Here is a 14,745-nt window from a genome sequence, read left to right on the forward strand (position 1 = left end):
GAAATGAAGGTCCACCCTTCGGGGTCAAGATCCAGATTCAAAGCGCGCGCCACTACAGATATGAACTGACTCACACAGTCTAGGGCCAACATTTACACCCTGTCAATCACTGTTTGAGCTCCGCGCATTCCCTCAATGAAGAAATCCTTCATCAATCGAGTTGAACGAGATCGTCAATCTGGAGGGTGTGGGCGACGATTCGTTTAACCGCCGCTTCGCTGATATCCGGGCGCGTTCTCATCAGGGAGATCAGACCGACGATAAGCATGTAGAAGGTCTCGTAAAGGTCACCAATTTTGATCTCATGGTGTCGGCGGAAATCTTCTACGGTGTTATCCACAATGAAGTGCGCGATACGGTCGGCCGCGCGGTCAATGAACTGCAGATACAGTTGCCCGTTCCCAGTCCCCGCCAAGCTCATGCTGAATGGACTGTCTTGATCGATGATCGAACACATAAGATGCACTGCGTCATCAAGAGCTTTATCAACGTTTCCGAGTTCTCGCCCCTCGTTCCACTGACGAACCTGAGCGAGAAAGTCATCAATCACACTGTCGAGGACCGCCGAGGCGGCTTCATCTTTGGTCGCAAAGTAGTGGTAGAACAGGGAGCGCGTGAGGTTCGCTCGCTTCGAGATTGAAGAAACCGTCATCGCTGTAGCCCCACGCTCAACAATCTCAGCTCGGACAGCGTCGAGGATGTGAGAACGCGTCGTTTCACCGCGCTCATTCAGCAGGGGATAAGCTGTAGCCCGCGATGTGAGCGGAGTGTCCATCACATCCCCCCTTTAATAAATGACTGTGTCTGCCACATGATCGGCAGAGTTCCTACGCTAGTGTCGCGAACAGCGCACTATTCGCTGTAGTCGCCGTTCATGTCAGATTCCGATGGAGCTGGGCCAAATTTCTGATCTACTTCCTCAAAGAAGGCGGAAATTGTGCCGATTCCGCATTTGCACTGAGTAACAAGCTGCGCGTCAGAAAGCCCCCACTCACAGTCCAAGTTCACTTCTGCCAGAATTCGAATCTCTCCGTTCTTTTCAGTAAACGAAGCCATCGGCCACAGGTGAGTCGCATGCCAATCTTCAATCAGTAGCTCGACTTCTGACCTCAGCTGAGCATCAACGGGGGTGCTTCGAAAGGCAATAATTGTGAAGATTTCATTCTTCTTGCCGGTGATCCGGAACACGTACTGATTCGAATCGAAACCTGTCACAAAGTCACCCTCGTCGTCGATCTCCCAATTCCAACCCTGTGAGTCAAAAAAGAACCCGACACGTTCAAGGGTGACTGGACGAGTCAGATCCAGCTGATCGGGCTGGTCCGAACGATCCTGCACATCATCTGCCGAAGAAGCTCCCCTACCTTGGTCTTCCCCGTTGTCATCTTCACTGGGAACCTGAAGGGACTGGAGTTCTTGCAGGTCTGCGTCTACATCTAGGACGAGGCCGTCTTTGGCAGAAGCATCCTTTTGCACTTCATCTGCTACTTGGGCATTCAAGATCTTCCTAATTCGATCAAAGATTCCGCTCATAACGACAGCTCCTCGTTCAGTGCTTCAAAGAATTGCATCCCCGTGCCAAGCGCACAATCGATCTGCTGGTAGAGCTGTTCGTCCGTTGCTCCAGACTCCCAGTCAACAGTGTTCTCTACTCGAATATTGACGACTCCCTGATCGTTAAGGGTCGAGCAGACTTTCGGCCAGAGGTGCTTCCTATGCCAGTCAGCAATAAAAGCACGTGCCTCTGGTAGACGGTCCGGATTGATGGGGTTACCCCAGCCACCCAGGATATGGAGAATCTCTTGCTTCGTTCCAGTCAACAAAAAATAAAAGGTGTAGCCATTCCAGCGACCACCCAAATCGCCTTCATTATCAACGAACCACGTCCAGCTACGTTGATTGAAAAGATCCTTCAGGCGGTCTTGAGTTACCGGGGTAGGAATCTTCAATCGATCTGCGCTGTTTGACTCGATGTAACCCATGCTTTCCTTCCCCTTTTTAACGAAATTACCGTTTATCTCTACCAATAACGCTAAGAAACGCATTGTTTCACGATGTCGATACCTGCGCTGAACCGTTCTCCATTCAGGGATGAGCAGTCATCCCAGGCAATCACGTGCCATGGCATCGTTGCCGACCCACCATTGTTCCCAGTCTAGAAGAGACCATGTAGAAATCATTTTGCATTTAGCGTCAATCTGGTGTGTACATGGTCCATGTCAGAATCTTGATATGAATGCTGGCGTCTTCTTCATTTAAAGCCCAAACAGCGCCATGCACCCTCGTGGGCATCCCTCTTCCAAACGCTCGGCGACTGACAGTCCCGGAAAAGAAACACGAACGCCCTCGCAGTTTTTCAGTGAAGAGGATCTTCCCTGTCACTCTGGAAGAAGCGAACCAAGAAGAACCTCGTCGACGCCGAGGAAAACACCCAGGGTGGACGTGAGGGCGAGGCGGTATCACTACCAGCCTCGCCCTCACGCGAAAGAAACTGTCAGGACATCACTGCCACTGATACGGCGAACCTATCTGAGTGGCGCGGATTTGCGAACGCTTACGATTCGTCACCACCAGCCAGATGATGCCGGCAATCAGTAGGATCAGACCAAGAATTCCGATTCCCGTCGCCCAAGCAACTCCCGACATTCCAGCCCCCACCAAATCGTCGGCGGTAACACCAGAAATTGCCATCAATCTAGTGGTTTCACCCTCACATTCAACGACGTAATTTCCGGGCGCCAGACCATCAATGTAGAAAGTGTCCGTCGCACTCGTCGTCATCTTATATTCGGTGTCCGTTTCAACCGAGGTGACCTTACACGAGTAGAGGGTGCCCGCGTAAGCCGAAGGATCCGAACGTGAGGCCGTCACCATCAGCGATCCGCCGTCACCGATGGTGATTGTGTCGCCAGAGCGGATCTCATTCGTTCCAGCAATAACACCGTCAAGATCGAGACCAGCCAGAGCGCCCACCAACAGGGAAATCGGGGCAACGATAAACATCATCAGCAAGCCAACGACCATCATGATGATCGAACCGGCACGGCTAGGAAGCTTCTGAGGCACACCCGGCATCGGCATTCCAGCAACGTTGGGGCCACCAGCCTGTTGGCCGCCATAGGGCTGTCCCATCGGCTGATTCATCGGCTGACCCGGGTACTGAGGTGCATCAGAATTCCACTGCGCTTGCGCACCCTGCGGGTAGCCCGCGCCACCATCATTGAACGTCCCACCCGCGTAAGAACCGTAGGTTGGATTCGATGAACCGGAGACCTCGCCGTACTGAGGCCACGGTGTTTGGGATGAAGCCTGAGGGGCTTGTCCGTTGAAACCGGTCGCGAAACCACCATTCGGCTGGCTACCAGTCGGATCGGTGTTCATTTCAGGGGTCATCAATCCTCCAGATCGATAGTCAATTCTTATCCATCGTATCGGTGAAGAAGCGCCCTGTCTTTGGGGAGCAACCCCGATCAAACCCTGATTTTCCGTAGACAACAGCGCAAAGCACGCTGATCAGCGGCACGCAAAATCCAAACGTTCAGCGCGCAGAGCTTCGACGCCTGGAACATCAAGTGGCGCCAGTTCAAGCCCTGTAGCGCGAGTAAGAAGCAAGTCGGCAAGCTCAGGATTTCGAGCTAAAACGGGTCCATGCATATAGGTAGCAATAACGGATCCTTGAACGACACCATCGTAGGCAATAGGCTCCGGTGTCATCCCTTCGGGAGTTCCGTTGCCAACGCCCGCAATGACGCGACCAAGCGGACGCGCGTTGGGCCCAAGAACCGTCCCACCACCGTGGTTTTCAAAACCGCTCATTGGCTGGGTCAGTCCTTCAAGAAGGGGTTCACAGACAAGCTCGCCAATTGCACGATGCCCCTGCGGATCCGTGGTGACATCAAGAACGCCGAGGCCTTCGACTCGCTCGTCGCGCGCATCGCGATACCAGTGCCCCAAAACCTGCAATGAGGCGCAGATGGCAAGAAGTGGCTTGCCGGCGTCCAAGGCGTGAAGCAAGCCCGAGTCGTCGCGGAATTTCTGAGCCGCCAGTGACTGCGCAGTGTCTTCGCCACCGCCGAGAGTGTAAAGATCCAGTTCTGCTGGGATGTCTTCGTTCAAAGACACTGTCACTAGTTCCGCATCGATACCTCGACGGCGGGCGCGCTCTGCCAGAATCAGAGCATTGCCCGTATCTCCGTAGGTGCCCAGCACGTCGGGAAACAAGACCCCGATTCGCAGGGTTGATTCACTCATCGTCCACCCTCCTATCGTCCAGTTGCTGATTTCTGGCGAGCATCAAGGATTACTTTAAAGTCTCGAAGAGCCGTGTAGTTCAGCAACATTTCAACCTTGCCGGGCTCAAGGAGCTTCAAGGCGTCCATGGGTAGTGGCGCAAGATCGCAGTGAATTCCCGCGTATTCAAGGCGGACGGCCAAGTCGGCGCCTCGTTCACCGCACGCGACAATGCGACGATCGTCGGACGCGGACAACACGGAGAAGTCGACATCCCAGAGCCACGAGAGATCCTGCCCGTCCGGAACCTGGCCGTTGACTGCAATCACGACCTGTTTGACACGCGGGTCAACCATCGTCATCGCTTCTTGCCAGCCTGCCGGATTCTTCGCCAACATGATGCGAGCGCGACGCCCATCAACGTCATGAATGGAATACCGTCCGGCAACCTGACGCACTTGACCGATCGCGTTGGCGGCCACCTGCGGATCAATCCCCAACGCGACCGCGGCCGCTACCGCCTGGGCAGCGTTGCCAAGGTTTGCGCGCCCCGGGAGCTGCAGGTGCAAAGGAACGCGAACGTCGTTTGGTCCGTACAGAATTGCCGAGGGCCCGCTTGCTCCTTCCGGCATCAAATCGATGTTGCCGATTGTCCAGTCTGGCGTGGGACGCTGGCGAAGTTCGGGGAGTTCTTCGCCGAGGAAAGCTTCAATGAGATGCCACGAATCGGAGTCACGAACAACCCTGCCACCGCGCGGATAGGCCACGGAGTCGTCTCCCCATCCGGCGCCCGCGGCAACCCAGACAACGTTTCGCGCTTCGCAGGCTGCCGACACGATCAGCGGATCATCACAGTTCGCAACAACAAGGGAATCAGGGTTTTCTTCAACTGCCTGACGCAGACGGCGTTCAACCGAACCAATTTCACCGACGCGATCCAGCTGATCGCGAGACAGATTGAGGAAGACAAAAACTTTGGGCGAAACGTGCGCTGCAACGGCGGGCACGTGCATCTCATCAACTTCGAGGGCCGCGTGTGGCGCGGTCGGCGTGCTCATCAGCGCGGTGATAATACCCGAGCCCATGTTGTCGCCATTCACGTTCGAGGCAACCTGACCTGCTGTTTCAAGGGCCGCGCGAACGAATCGGTTGGTCGTTGACTTGCCGTTCGTCCCTGACACGATCACGGAGTCCATCGGGACTGCAAGTTCCGACAGAATATTCGGGTAGATACGGCTGGCGACTTCACCGCCGATCATTCCGCCTGATCCTCGTCCCAGAATTCGCGAGGCCGTGCGGGCAAGTGTGCCCGCACCGAGTGCAAGTTGGGCGCGCATCGGCAGTCGGTGCGCCGACGAATCGTGAGAACTCATGGGGTAACCCTAACGCGAGTGTAGAACTATCTGCGCAAATACACTTCGGGGCGAGCGTGACTATTGTCAACGCTCGCCCCGAAGATGCAGAGGTTATGGCGATTAGTCGACGACGGAAATCGTCCCGTCGATCACCCTGACACCCGAAGGTCCTGCTTCGATAACAGCCCGGATTGTGCGTTCCGGGTACGGGCTTGCAGTACGGATTGGACGCCAGATAGAGATTTCCCTCCCTTGCCCATCGCGGGCAGAAGGATTAACCCACGGGCGCTCACCGCGACGCATCGGCGACACCACGCCGTTTGCGGACGCGGCGAAGACTCGATCTTGACGAGCTTCAAGTTCTTCGATCCGCTGGCGCAGCGCGACGCGCTCAGCTTCGAGGCTTTCCACTCGGCGTTCAAGTTCAAGGATCCGCTGGATTCCAGCAAGATTGATGCCTTCATCCTGGCTCATCCTCTGTACCTCGCGCAGACGTTGAACGTCGCGTTGCGAGTAGCGACGTCCTCTGCCCTTTGTGCGCGCGGGCGTCACCAAACCGAGGCGATCGTATTGACGAAGAGTCTGCGGGTGCATGCCTGCAAGCTCAGCCGCCACTGAAATAACGAACGTCAGTGCGTCATCAGAATCGGAAGAACGCCGCCTGACCATCGGTCACTCCTTCGCCTTCTCCATCAGGGTGGCTCGCACGTCCTGGTGATCAAAAGAGTCAGCAAGTGCCTTCACGGCATCTTTCTGTTCCTTGGTCAGGTGGTCTGGAACGGCAACCATGATCTCGATCAGCAGGTCACCCGTGTGCTTCGCGGTTTCAACACCGCGTTTGCGCACGCGTAGAACCGCGCCTGATTGAGTTCCAGCAGGCACCTTCACAGTCACGGTATTCCCATCGATCAGTGGAACGTCGATCTTCGTACCCAAGGCCGCTTCGGCGAACGTCACGGGAACTCTCACGCGCAGATTGTCGCCATCCCGGGTGAATACCGGATGGGGCTCAACGTGGATCGTCACCTGAAGGTCGCCGGACTGGCCACCGTTTTCCCCGGGCATTCCTTTGCCACGAAGACGAACCTTCTGACCTTCTTTAATGCCTGCGGGGATACGAACGGTGTTCTTCTTCCCGTCGACTTTCATGGTGAGCGTTGCTCCCTTGAGCGACTCACGGAAAGTGATCGACGTCGACGCGATTCGGTCGGCGCCTTTCCTGGGACGTGGCGGGGTGTGACCAAAGCGGGTACCAGCCCCGTAGTTCGGCTGAGGGCCGCCGGCGTTGAAGCCACCGGCCGCTCCACCGAACATTCCGAAGAGATCCTCGATATTGACTCCCGAACCGGAAGTTGAGAAGTTGAAGCTAGTGCCTTGACCACCGAACATCGACGAGAACGCATCTGTGAAGCCGGCACTACCCGGGCCACCAGCGGAGAAGCGAGCTCCTCCACCCATGGCACGGATCGCGTCGTATTGCTTACGCTGTTCCTCGTCAGACAGCACCGCGTAGGCTTCGCCGATTTCCTTGAACTTGGTTTCCGCCTTTTCATCACCCGGATTCTGGTCGGGGTGATACTGGCGAGCAAGCTTGCGGTAGGCCTTCTTAATCGCTGTTTGGTCGGCATCTTTTGCTACGCCCAGCGTCTTATAGAAGTCTTTTTCAAGCCAATCTTGTCCGCTCACTTTCACTCACCTCCATCATTCTTTGAGTTTGGGCGGATACGGGTATGTGGTTTATTCAGGGTTGTCCACCATGACCTTCGCAGCACGTAGAATCTTTTCATCGCGACGATAGCCGGGCTGGAGGATCTGGGCGATGGTTGCTACCTGAACCTCTGGGTTCACGTTGGCAAGCAGGGCCTCATGCTGAGTGGGATCGAATTCTTCACCTACAGCGCCGTAGCGTTCCAGGTTGAAGCGCGAGGCCAGAACGCTTTCCAGCTTCGTTGCAATCGCAGCAAAGGGGCCATCTTCGAGCTCCCCATGAGCGCGGGCCGCATCGATGTCATCGAGAACGCTGATGAGCGCTTCAATGACTTCGCTCTGGCCGGATTCACGGTGGCCTGAAGCAGCTTCCTTCGCCCTGCGCACGTAGTTCGAGTACTCCTGATTCAGGTTGTACAGGTCAGCGTGCGCACGTGCCAGCTGGTCTTCGAAGTTAGCGATTTTCTCGAGTGCGTTTGCAAGGTCCGAGTCTTCAACTTGTTCCTCGGAGGCGCTCATGTCAGTCAGTGCCTCGTCAGCTAACTGCGCGGTGGCTTCGCCTGCAGTTTCCCCGGTTGATGCGGACGCGGCCGCGCCGGCTGCGAACTGTTCGTCCGAGCTCGGTGCGACCTGCGCCTGCGATGCCTGGTCGTTGACCTTGGCATCGCTGTGATCCTGGGGACCGGACTGGAAGCCCTGGTTCTCAGTTTCGCTCACTTGGTGTCGTCCTCATCCACGATTTCAGCATCGATGACGTCTTCATCAGCTGCGGGGGCATCGCCAGCCGGAGTCTCGGTGCCTGCTGCTTCAGCCGCCTGCTGGGAGGCATAGACCTCTTCGCCGATCTTCATCGCGGAAGCGTTGAGCTTCTCGAGAGCTGACTTCACGGCCCCGGTGTCCTCACCCTTGAGCGCTTCCTTGACGGCGTCAACGTCAGCCTGAACCGCGGTGCGGGTCGCCTCGGTGACAGTTTCGTCGTTGTCCTTGAGGAGCTTCTCAATCGAGTAAACGACCTGCTCAGCCTGGTTACGAGTGTCGGCGTCTTCACGGCGCTTCTTGTCCTCGGCTGCGTGCTCTTCAGCTTCCTTCACCATGCGGTCGATGTCTTCCTTTGGAAGAGCGGAGCCACCGGTGATGGTGACGGACTGTTCCTTGCCGGTGCCACGGTCCTTCGCGGAAACGTGGACGATACCGTTGGCGTCGATGTCGAAGGTGACCTCAATCTGCGGGATGCCACGTGGAGCCGGCGCAATACCGGACAGCTCGAAGGTGCCGAGCAGCTTGTTGTCCCGGGCGAACTCACGCTCACCCTGGTAGACCTGAATGAGCACGGACGGCTGACCATCTTCGGCGGTCGAGAAGACCTCGGACGCCTTGGTCGGGATCGCGGTGTTGCGATCGATCAACTTGGTCATGATGCCACCCTTGGTCTCGATACCGAGGCTCAGCGGGGTCACGTCGATCAACAGGACGTCCTTGCGGTCACCCTGGATGACGCCGGCCTGGAGGGCCGCACCAACGGCGACAACCTCATCGGGGTTCACGCCCTTGTTCGGTTCACGGCCGCCGGTCAGCTGCTTGACCACGTCGGAAACGGCAGGCATACGGGTGGAGCCACCGACCAGAACCACGTGGTCAATGTCTTTGACGGAGATTCCAGCTTCGGCAATGACGTCGTGGAACGGCTTCTTGGTACGATCCAGCAGGTCCGAGGTCATTTCCTCGAACTTTGCGCGGGTCAGGGACTCGTCCAGGTGGATCGGGCCGTCTGCGGTCATCGACAGGTACTGCAGGGAGATGTTAGTCGAGGTTGCGCTGGAGAGTTCCTTCTTGGCCTGCTCAGCGGCTTCCTTCAGGCGCTGCAGAGCGACGGTGTCCTTGGACAGGTCCGCGCCAGTCTTCGCCTTGACCTGATCAATCAGCCAGTTGACGATGCGCTGATCCCAGTCGTCGCCACCGAGGCGGTTGTCGCCGGAGGTTGCGCGAACCTGAATGGTCGAGAAACCGTCGTCATCCTTGCCGATTTCGAGCAGGGAGACGTCAAAGGTTCCACCACCGAGGTCGAAAACCAGGATGAGTTCATCTTCCTTGCCCTTTTCGAGGCCGTATGCAAGTGCTGCTGCGGTGGGCTCGTTAACGATGCGCTGGACGTTGAGGCCTGCGATCTGGCCCGCGTCCTTCGTTGCCTGACGCTCAGCATCGTTGAAGTAGGCGGGGACAGTGATGACGGCATCGGTGACGGGCTCGCCGAGGAATGCTTCCGCGTCAGCCTTCAGCTTGGAGAGGATGCGCGCGGAGATTTCCTGAGCGGTGTACTTCTTATCGTCAATTTCGACGCTCCAGTCGGTGCCCATGTGACGCTTGACCGAGGAGATCGTACGGTCAACGTTGGTCACAGCCTGACGCTTTGCGATTTCGCCGACGAGGACCTCGCCAGACTTGGAGAATGCGACAACGGAAGGCGTGGTGCGCATGCCTTCTGCGTTCGCGATGATTGTGGGTTCGCCGCCTTCGAGGACAGCGATTGCGGAGTTGGTGGTACCGAGGTCAATGCCTACTGCACGTGCCATGTATGTGTTCCTTTCGTTCAGCCACCCAGCTTCGCTGGTGACTGCATGTGAAGTTTTCTTGGACTGCCGTATGCGCGAGGCGCTTACTTGAGTCCGACAGGCTCAACTTTATACACCCGAAGTTCACCGCGCAAGAGGAAAACGAAAAGTTGAGTCACCAAAACTCAATGTTCACACGTTTATGCAGGTCAAGAAAGTATTTGACTTCACACATTACCGAGCACTTACCGGTGTTTTCAGCGATCCCGTCGACGATAACCCAACTGGAGTCATGGAAGAGGCTGACTACGAGGCTCTTGGTCTCAACTGGCGTTACAACACCACGAAAGCAAGCCACTCCGGGCGACTTCCCCAACGCGATCACCGATCAGATGACAGTCTGCGACGTTGTCTTTAAGGCAGTGAACACTCACTTCCGTCTTACCTGCCAAGGAGTGAGAGAATACTGAGACGTATCCGACCCTCCCTCTTACAGCGAATAGGCGGACCTTGTGTCTTCGATCCAGCTCAGGCTTTCCCCGCGTTCCACAAGCGACATTCTCTGTCAGCACTGGAATGCAGGTCGTTGCCACTCGTGCACGAATATTGAGGTTCCTTACGGCGACCAGCTTGCCACGAAGACAACGCGTGTTCGCGACCAGTTAGCCGACGTTGCTGGAGCCACCGATATCGCATGGCTTCCCCCTGTTACCTCGTCGCCGACCGGCTTTCGCACGAACGCAAAGTTGGTCGTCGGTGGCACGAGGCGCCAGCCGACTCTTGGCATTTTGGGACGCGATCGCAGGGGTGTTGACCTGCCGGATTGCCCGATTCAGCATTCTGCAATTAACCGTGCGACGCCGGGGTTAAAGCGCTTTATTCGCCAGCTGAACCTGACGCCGTATGACGTGCCCACAAAGAGCGGCGAGTTGAAGTATGTGCTACTCACCGTCGGCGTGGATAATGCTCTGATGTGTCGCTTCGTGCTTCGCACGCGCGACCGCGTCTCCGATATTCGCAAGGCACTCCCCTACTTGTTGGACTTGGTACCACATCTTGAGGTCGTCACCGCAAACATTCACCCCACACACGAAGCGATCGTCGAAGGTCCCGACGAGATCATTCTGACCAGGCGTCGCACACTGGAGATGACGGTCGGTGATGTTCAGCTGGCGCTCGGGCCTCGTTCATTCGCGCAGACGAATACGGAGGTGGCCGGAGAGCTGTACCGCCAGGTCACCAAATGGGCAGTTTCGGATAACGAGGCCGACCAACCTCGCTCAGCCTGGGATCTTTACTGCGGGGTCGGAGGTTTCGCTCTTCACTTGGCAGCAGCCGGCATTACTCCCGTAACAGGGGTGGAAGTATCGGATCAGGCGATAGCTTCAGCAATTCAAGGTGCTCGCCAGTTGAAGCTGGGGCGCGCGGACGCGCAGTTCATCGCTAAGGACGCGACGGCTTGGGCTACTCGCCAGCCCGAAGAAAGCCGACCGGACGTGCTGGTTATTAACCCGCCACGTCGAGGGATCGGCTCAGAATTGGCCTCGTGGATTAACGAATCTGGAATCCCGCGAGTCATCTACTCGTCGTGCAACCCAAAATCGCTCGCACGCGACTTGACGGAAATGCCGAACTATCGGGGCCTCGAAGCGCGCGTATTCGACATGTTCCCGCACACGGATCACGCCGAGGTCGCAATTGCCTTGGAGCGTTGCTGACTACAATCGCCTCAGGCTTGGCTGAGCACTGAGACAAGCTCAGAAATTGGGCGCATATCCCCAGTTTGAACGTTGTGTCCTCCTTCGCCCATATTTGACGATATCCCGCCACTGAAAAAGCCTGATAAGGAAACCTCCGACGAAGATATCGGCATCGGGTACTTCTTCGGGCAGAACCTCGTGAATATCGCGCCCATCTACTTTGAGGTCAAAGTTCTGTTCGCACGTTTCAACGGCATATGGATCGAACTCATTGGCGTAAATCGTCTTTACTTTGCCGGTTTCTTCGAATCCGAGGTTGGTCCCTCCGACTCCCGCAAAGAATGACGCTACCGTCCAGTTCTCGGCCATGAATATGCCCCATTTCCGCTTGGTACACCCCACGGCTAACAGGAATTGCGGCACGCCGCAGCTTGGCCTCAATCACCCCAGCCGGCAAGCAGGTTTCGCGCCTGCTCAGCCAATGCGTCAATTGCAGGCTGCGCTTCATTGGCCCATGGAATGTAGTGGAACTCTGATCCGCCCGCATCAGTGAATGCTGTACGGTTCAGCTGGTCAATCTCTTCAAGGGTCTCCAGACAGTCGGCAACGAAGCCGGGGCAGATGATATCGACGCGCCTCGTCCCCTGCTTGCCGAGTTCACCAACCGTGTCGATCGTCGCCGGACCATTCCACTCGGCAGGACCGAAAACAGACTGGAAAGTAGCGATGCAGGACTCTTCATTCAGTCCCAGTCGCTCACGCAGAAGCGCAGCCGTTTCCTTGCATTCGTCAATGTAGGGATCACCCTTCTTCGACATGGCAACCGGAATTGAATGGAACGAGAGGATCAGACGGTCACCACCGGCAAAGTCCGGAGTGCCGTTGAGCTCCCACGACTCACGGATTGGACTTTCAAGCGCGTCAATATAGGTGGACGCAGTCGGAAACGAACGGGATAGCCGGATTTCAGGGTGCTCGCGCCTCGACAGTAGCCACTTGGCGGCCGCGTCATTCACGGACGCAATCGTGGTCGCCGAATACTGCGGGTAGGCCGACAGGATCGCGATCTTTCGATAGCCCTGCGTCATCAGATCATCAAGGACGCTTCCGAGGCTTGGCTGGCCGTAGCGCATTGCGGGCACGACTTTCATTCCAAGCTGTTCGCTCAGAAGTTCCGCCTGACGTGTCGTGTAGTGCAGTAGCGGGGATCCTTCATCCAGCCACACGGTCCGATATTTCGCGGCGGATTGGGCCGGTCGAACGCGCAGGATCACTCCCTCAAGGATCGGGCGCCAGACAGCTTTCGGCATTTCAATGACTCGCGGATCACTGAGGAACTCACGCAAATACGTGCGGACATCCGCAGTCGTCGGAGTTTTCGGAGTTCCAAGGTTGGCAAGTACGAGGGCCGGAGCATCACTGTGGCGCATAGTCCGAGTTTAACGGGTGGTTCACAGCGCTTTTCTGACAGGTGTCATCAGAATGTGTTCTGTCCGGTATGACGCACGAACCGTCGTATGTGTCGATGGCTACGTTACGACAACACGTCCAGCAAATCTGACCTGACTAGCACAACAGACCTCACACAACCGACCAAGATACCAACTAAGGTGCCGACCAAGATAACTATTGGAAGTTCGACAGTTTTCTTGGGAGGTGCAGATGGAAAACGTTTCAGCAGCGGAAAACGGCGCGGTCATCGACCGTGTCACAGTCCTCGGCTTGCGCACAGTGATCGGCAGCCTGGCCCTACCCGTCATCATTGCTCGCATTGTTTCCGCGAACGGCAATTTTGCTCTTAATAGGAAGGTTTTCCATGCTCGCCCTGGCACTCTTGTCTCAACTGGTCTCCGGTACGCTTCCCTCGCTTTCACACTCGTTGGCACGTCGTACGTGGGCCTTTGACTTCTGACTCACGTCGGAATCCCGCTCTGGATTGCGAAGTTGATCGTCGACATTTCGCTCTACTGTGTGTCCTAGCGCGTGCAGAAACGTTGGGTTTTCGCCAAATATGAAACGCCCATGTACGAGGCCGGACAGGTTTCGCTCCCTGGCCTTCCGCTCCAATTTCACTGCTCGCGACCGCGGGGCAAGCCGGCTAGGTCCATGCGGATCAGCCGAAAGAGCACGAACTGTTTATTCGTCTGACCTCGCGGTTTGGGACGCATAAGGCGACGTGACATTCGAAGGGCGATCACGGTCGTTTCCTTGGGTGGCCTTCGCCCGTAGAATTGCGACAAGATTGCGACAGGATTGCGTGAAGACGCGAAGTGAAAGGACCCTTATGACCATCGAGATCATCACCGAATCGTCCCCCGAAATCGTCGAGGCGATGGAGCGCCTGATTCCTCAGCTGTCCCGTTCAGCTGCCCCACTGGACGCGGCTGGGTGCGAGCGTTTCATTTCTCAGCCCGGCGTTCACCTGTTCGTTTTCCGCTCCGACAAGGCTGACGAGTCCGGCGCTTTCCCGATCCTCGGCATGCTCTCGCTGGCAACCTTCGAGATCCCGACCGGCGTGCGCGCCTGGGTCGAGGATGTCGTTGTTGATTCAGCTGCTCGTGGCCAGGGTGCCGGTCAGGCGCTCGTTGAGGCCGCGATTCGCCATGCTCAGGAAGTTGGCGCACGCACGGTCGATCTGACCAGCCGTCCGTCACGCGAGGCAGCGAACCGCCTCTACCAGCGCGCCGGTTTCGAGTTGCGTGAGACGAACGTGTACCGCGTTCCACTGGACAAGTAAGCGCTACGTCGCCAGTTGGCGCCTTTTTCTTGGGTACGAGGCTGGGTCTGCTGACCTAGCCTCGTCCTTTTTGTTGCCCGAATTGCGAGCGAGGATCCGCTAGACACACCGTGTATTCACTCCGCCCTTGATGCAAGAGAGGGGCGAGAAGCGGTGAGCGACCTCGTGAATCAATCACACGGCGAGCGAGTGAAAACTAGCTGTTATCGACCAAGTCCGAAACCGTGGAGTCAACGACCTTTGGCGCACCGCCCGTCTCCCATTCGGTCGGCATCCTTACGCAGTTTCAAGCCATAGAGAACGAAACCAATGGCAGCGGCAAGGAAAATCCAGCGAGGCCAGAAATCCACGGCATAGACCAAGTACGCGGAAAAAGCTGCGACAAAAAAGTTAACGTTCGAGCTCCGACGAAGATCATCGGGGTTGCGTGCCATAGTTCATCCTTTTCATATGCGCTTGTAAGCGTC

17 protein-coding genes are annotated in these 14,745 nt (G+C 56.7%); 4 read left to right on the forward strand and 13 right to left on the reverse strand.

From position 1 onward, the window contains the following. Positions 1-151: 151 nt before the first annotated feature. From G5S47_RS07000 to dnaK, 10 genes are all read right to left on the reverse strand, one after another. Positions 152-775, reverse strand: a complete 624-nt coding sequence (locus G5S47_RS07000; protein ID WP_006680258.1) for a TetR/AcrR family transcriptional regulator — start codon at positions 773-775, stop codon at positions 152-154. Positions 776-852: 77 nt separating this feature from the next. Continuing rightward, complete coding sequence (locus tag G5S47_RS07005) at positions 853-1,533, reverse strand: YbjN domain-containing protein (RefSeq protein ID WP_006680259.1); 681 nt, start codon at positions 1,531-1,533, stop codon at positions 853-855. Then, complete coding sequence (locus G5S47_RS07010) at positions 1,530-1,982, reverse strand: type III secretion system chaperone family protein (RefSeq protein ID WP_103632488.1); 453 nt, start codon at positions 1,980-1,982, stop codon at positions 1,530-1,532. Before G5S47_RS07010 ends, G5S47_RS07005 begins: the two co-directional genes overlap by 4 nt. A 520-nt stretch (positions 1,983-2,502) precedes the next feature. Next, the gene (locus G5S47_RS07015) at positions 2,503-3,393 is read right to left on the reverse strand and encodes a hypothetical protein (RefSeq protein WP_006680261.1); all 891 of its coding nucleotides are present in this window, start codon (positions 3,391-3,393) and stop codon (positions 2,503-2,505) included. Positions 3,394-3,513: 120 nt separating this feature from the next. Continuing rightward, positions 3,514-4,251 carry a type 1 glutamine amidotransferase gene (locus G5S47_RS07020; RefSeq protein WP_006680262.1) on the reverse strand — a complete coding sequence of 246 codons (738 nt, stop codon included), beginning with the start codon at positions 4,249-4,251 and terminating at the stop codon, positions 3,514-3,516. Positions 4,252-4,262: 11 nt separating this feature from the next. Continuing rightward, the gene (locus tag G5S47_RS07025; protein ID WP_006680263.1) at positions 4,263-5,603 is read right to left on the reverse strand and encodes a Mur ligase family protein; all 1,341 of its coding nucleotides are present in this window, start codon (positions 5,601-5,603) and stop codon (positions 4,263-4,265) included. 102 nt (positions 5,604-5,705) lie between these two features. Continuing rightward, the gene (locus G5S47_RS07030) at positions 5,706-6,254 is read right to left on the reverse strand and encodes a heat shock protein transcriptional repressor HspR (protein WP_179369951.1); all 549 of its coding nucleotides are present in this window, start codon (positions 6,252-6,254) and stop codon (positions 5,706-5,708) included. A 3-nt stretch (positions 6,255-6,257) separates the two neighbouring features. Next, the gene (locus G5S47_RS07035) at positions 6,258-7,271 is read right to left on the reverse strand and encodes a DnaJ C-terminal domain-containing protein (RefSeq protein ID WP_006680265.1); all 1,014 of its coding nucleotides are present in this window, start codon (positions 7,269-7,271) and stop codon (positions 6,258-6,260) included. Between the two features lie 51 nt (positions 7,272-7,322). Next, positions 7,323-8,009 (reverse strand): nucleotide exchange factor GrpE, encoded by a 687-nt coding sequence (locus G5S47_RS07040; protein WP_219585461.1) that lies wholly within the window; start codon positions 8,007-8,009, stop codon positions 7,323-7,325. After that, a complete protein-coding gene (gene dnaK / locus G5S47_RS07045; protein ID WP_219585462.1) occupies positions 8,006-9,862 on the reverse strand; it encodes a molecular chaperone DnaK in 1,857 nt (618 codons plus the stop codon). The genes G5S47_RS07040 and dnaK overlap by 4 nt, the downstream gene beginning before the upstream one ends. Positions 9,863-10,043: 181 nt before the next feature. Here dnaK and G5S47_RS07050 point away from each other — a divergent pair, with 181 nt between their 5' ends. After that, positions 10,044-10,259 (forward strand): hypothetical protein, encoded by a 216-nt coding sequence (locus G5S47_RS07050; RefSeq protein ID WP_219585463.1) that lies wholly within the window; start codon positions 10,044-10,046, stop codon positions 10,257-10,259. A gap of 139 nt (positions 10,260-10,398) precedes the next feature. Further along, positions 10,399-11,559, forward strand: coding sequence for a methyltransferase domain-containing protein (locus G5S47_RS07055; RefSeq protein WP_219585881.1), 1,161 nt, complete (start codon positions 10,399-10,401; stop codon positions 11,557-11,559). Between the two features lie 39 nt (positions 11,560-11,598). On the opposite strand, the gene G5S47_RS07060 is transcribed toward G5S47_RS07055, so the two are convergent. Together G5S47_RS07060 and hemH are read right to left on the reverse strand one after the other, a co-directional pair. Continuing rightward, entirely contained in the window at positions 11,599-11,910 is a 312-nt protein-coding gene (locus G5S47_RS07060) for a DNA cytosine methyltransferase (RefSeq protein WP_219585464.1), read from the reverse strand. 68 nt (positions 11,911-11,978) lie between these two features. Further along, positions 11,979-12,971 carry a ferrochelatase gene (gene hemH, locus G5S47_RS07065; protein WP_103632470.1) on the reverse strand — a complete coding sequence of 331 codons (993 nt, stop codon included), beginning with the start codon at positions 12,969-12,971 and terminating at the stop codon, positions 11,979-11,981. A gap of 232 nt (positions 12,972-13,203) precedes the next feature. On the opposite strand from hemH, the gene G5S47_RS07070 reads away from it, so the two are divergent. Continuing rightward, positions 13,204-13,446, forward strand: a complete 243-nt coding sequence (locus G5S47_RS07070) for a hypothetical protein (RefSeq protein ID WP_219585465.1) — start codon at positions 13,204-13,206, stop codon at positions 13,444-13,446. A 379-nt stretch (positions 13,447-13,825) separates the two neighbouring features. Next, complete coding sequence (locus tag G5S47_RS07075) at positions 13,826-14,278, forward strand: GNAT family N-acetyltransferase (RefSeq protein ID WP_006680274.1); 453 nt, start codon at positions 13,826-13,828, stop codon at positions 14,276-14,278. Positions 14,279-14,508: 230 nt separating this feature from the next. Here the strand turns inward: G5S47_RS07075 and G5S47_RS07080 are convergent, their stop codons facing one another. Then, on the reverse strand, positions 14,509-14,712 hold the full coding sequence (locus G5S47_RS07080; RefSeq protein WP_006680275.1) for a hypothetical protein: 204 nt from the start codon (positions 14,710-14,712) through the stop codon (positions 14,509-14,511). Positions 14,713-14,745 lie beyond the last annotated feature (33 nt).

Source organism: Schaalia turicensis, from assembly GCF_019380255.1.
Taxonomy (GTDB): Bacteria; Actinomycetota; Actinomycetes; order Actinomycetales; family Actinomycetaceae; genus Pauljensenia; species Pauljensenia turicensis_A.

What these genes read in the sequence shown, in the direction of transcription:
- G5S47_RS07000 (WP_006680258.1), bottom strand. Translation starts at nt 775, where the DNA reads ATGGACACTCCGCTCACATCGCGGGCTACAGCTTATCCCCTGCTGAAT.
- dnaK (WP_219585462.1), bottom strand. Translation starts at nt 9,862, where the DNA reads ATGGCACGTGCAGTAGGCATTGACCTCGGTACCACCAACTCCGCAATC.
- G5S47_RS07005 (WP_006680259.1), bottom strand. Translation starts at nt 1,533, where the DNA reads ATGAGCGGAATCTTTGATCGAATTAGGAAGATCTTGAATGCCCAAGTA.
- G5S47_RS07075 (WP_006680274.1), top strand. Translation starts at nt 13,826, where the DNA reads ATGACCATCGAGATCATCACCGAATCGTCCCCCGAAATCGTCGAGGCG.
- G5S47_RS07060 (WP_219585464.1), bottom strand. Translation starts at nt 11,910, where the DNA reads ATGGCCGAGAACTGGACGGTAGCGTCATTCTTTGCGGGAGTCGGAGGG.
- G5S47_RS07010 (WP_103632488.1), bottom strand. Translation starts at nt 1,982, where the DNA reads ATGGGTTACATCGAGTCAAACAGCGCAGATCGATTGAAGATTCCTACC.
- G5S47_RS07025 (WP_006680263.1), bottom strand. Translation starts at nt 5,603, where the DNA reads ATGAGTTCTCACGATTCGTCGGCGCACCGACTGCCGATGCGCGCCCAA.
- G5S47_RS07015 (WP_006680261.1), bottom strand. Translation starts at nt 3,393, where the DNA reads ATGACCCCTGAAATGAACACCGATCCGACTGGTAGCCAGCCGAATGGT.
- G5S47_RS07080 (WP_006680275.1), bottom strand. Translation starts at nt 14,712, where the DNA reads ATGGCACGCAACCCCGATGATCTTCGTCGGAGCTCGAACGTTAACTTT.
- G5S47_RS07050 (WP_219585463.1), top strand. Translation starts at nt 10,044, where the DNA reads ATGCAGGTCAAGAAAGTATTTGACTTCACACATTACCGAGCACTTACC.
- G5S47_RS07020 (WP_006680262.1), bottom strand. Translation starts at nt 4,251, where the DNA reads ATGAGTGAATCAACCCTGCGAATCGGGGTCTTGTTTCCCGACGTGCTG.
- G5S47_RS07070 (WP_219585465.1), top strand. Translation starts at nt 13,204, where the DNA reads ATGGAAAACGTTTCAGCAGCGGAAAACGGCGCGGTCATCGACCGTGTC.
- G5S47_RS07030 (WP_179369951.1), bottom strand. Translation starts at nt 6,254, where the DNA reads ATGGTCAGGCGGCGTTCTTCCGATTCTGATGACGCACTGACGTTCGTT.
- hemH (WP_103632470.1), bottom strand. Translation starts at nt 12,971, where the DNA reads ATGCGCCACAGTGATGCTCCGGCCCTCGTACTTGCCAACCTTGGAACT.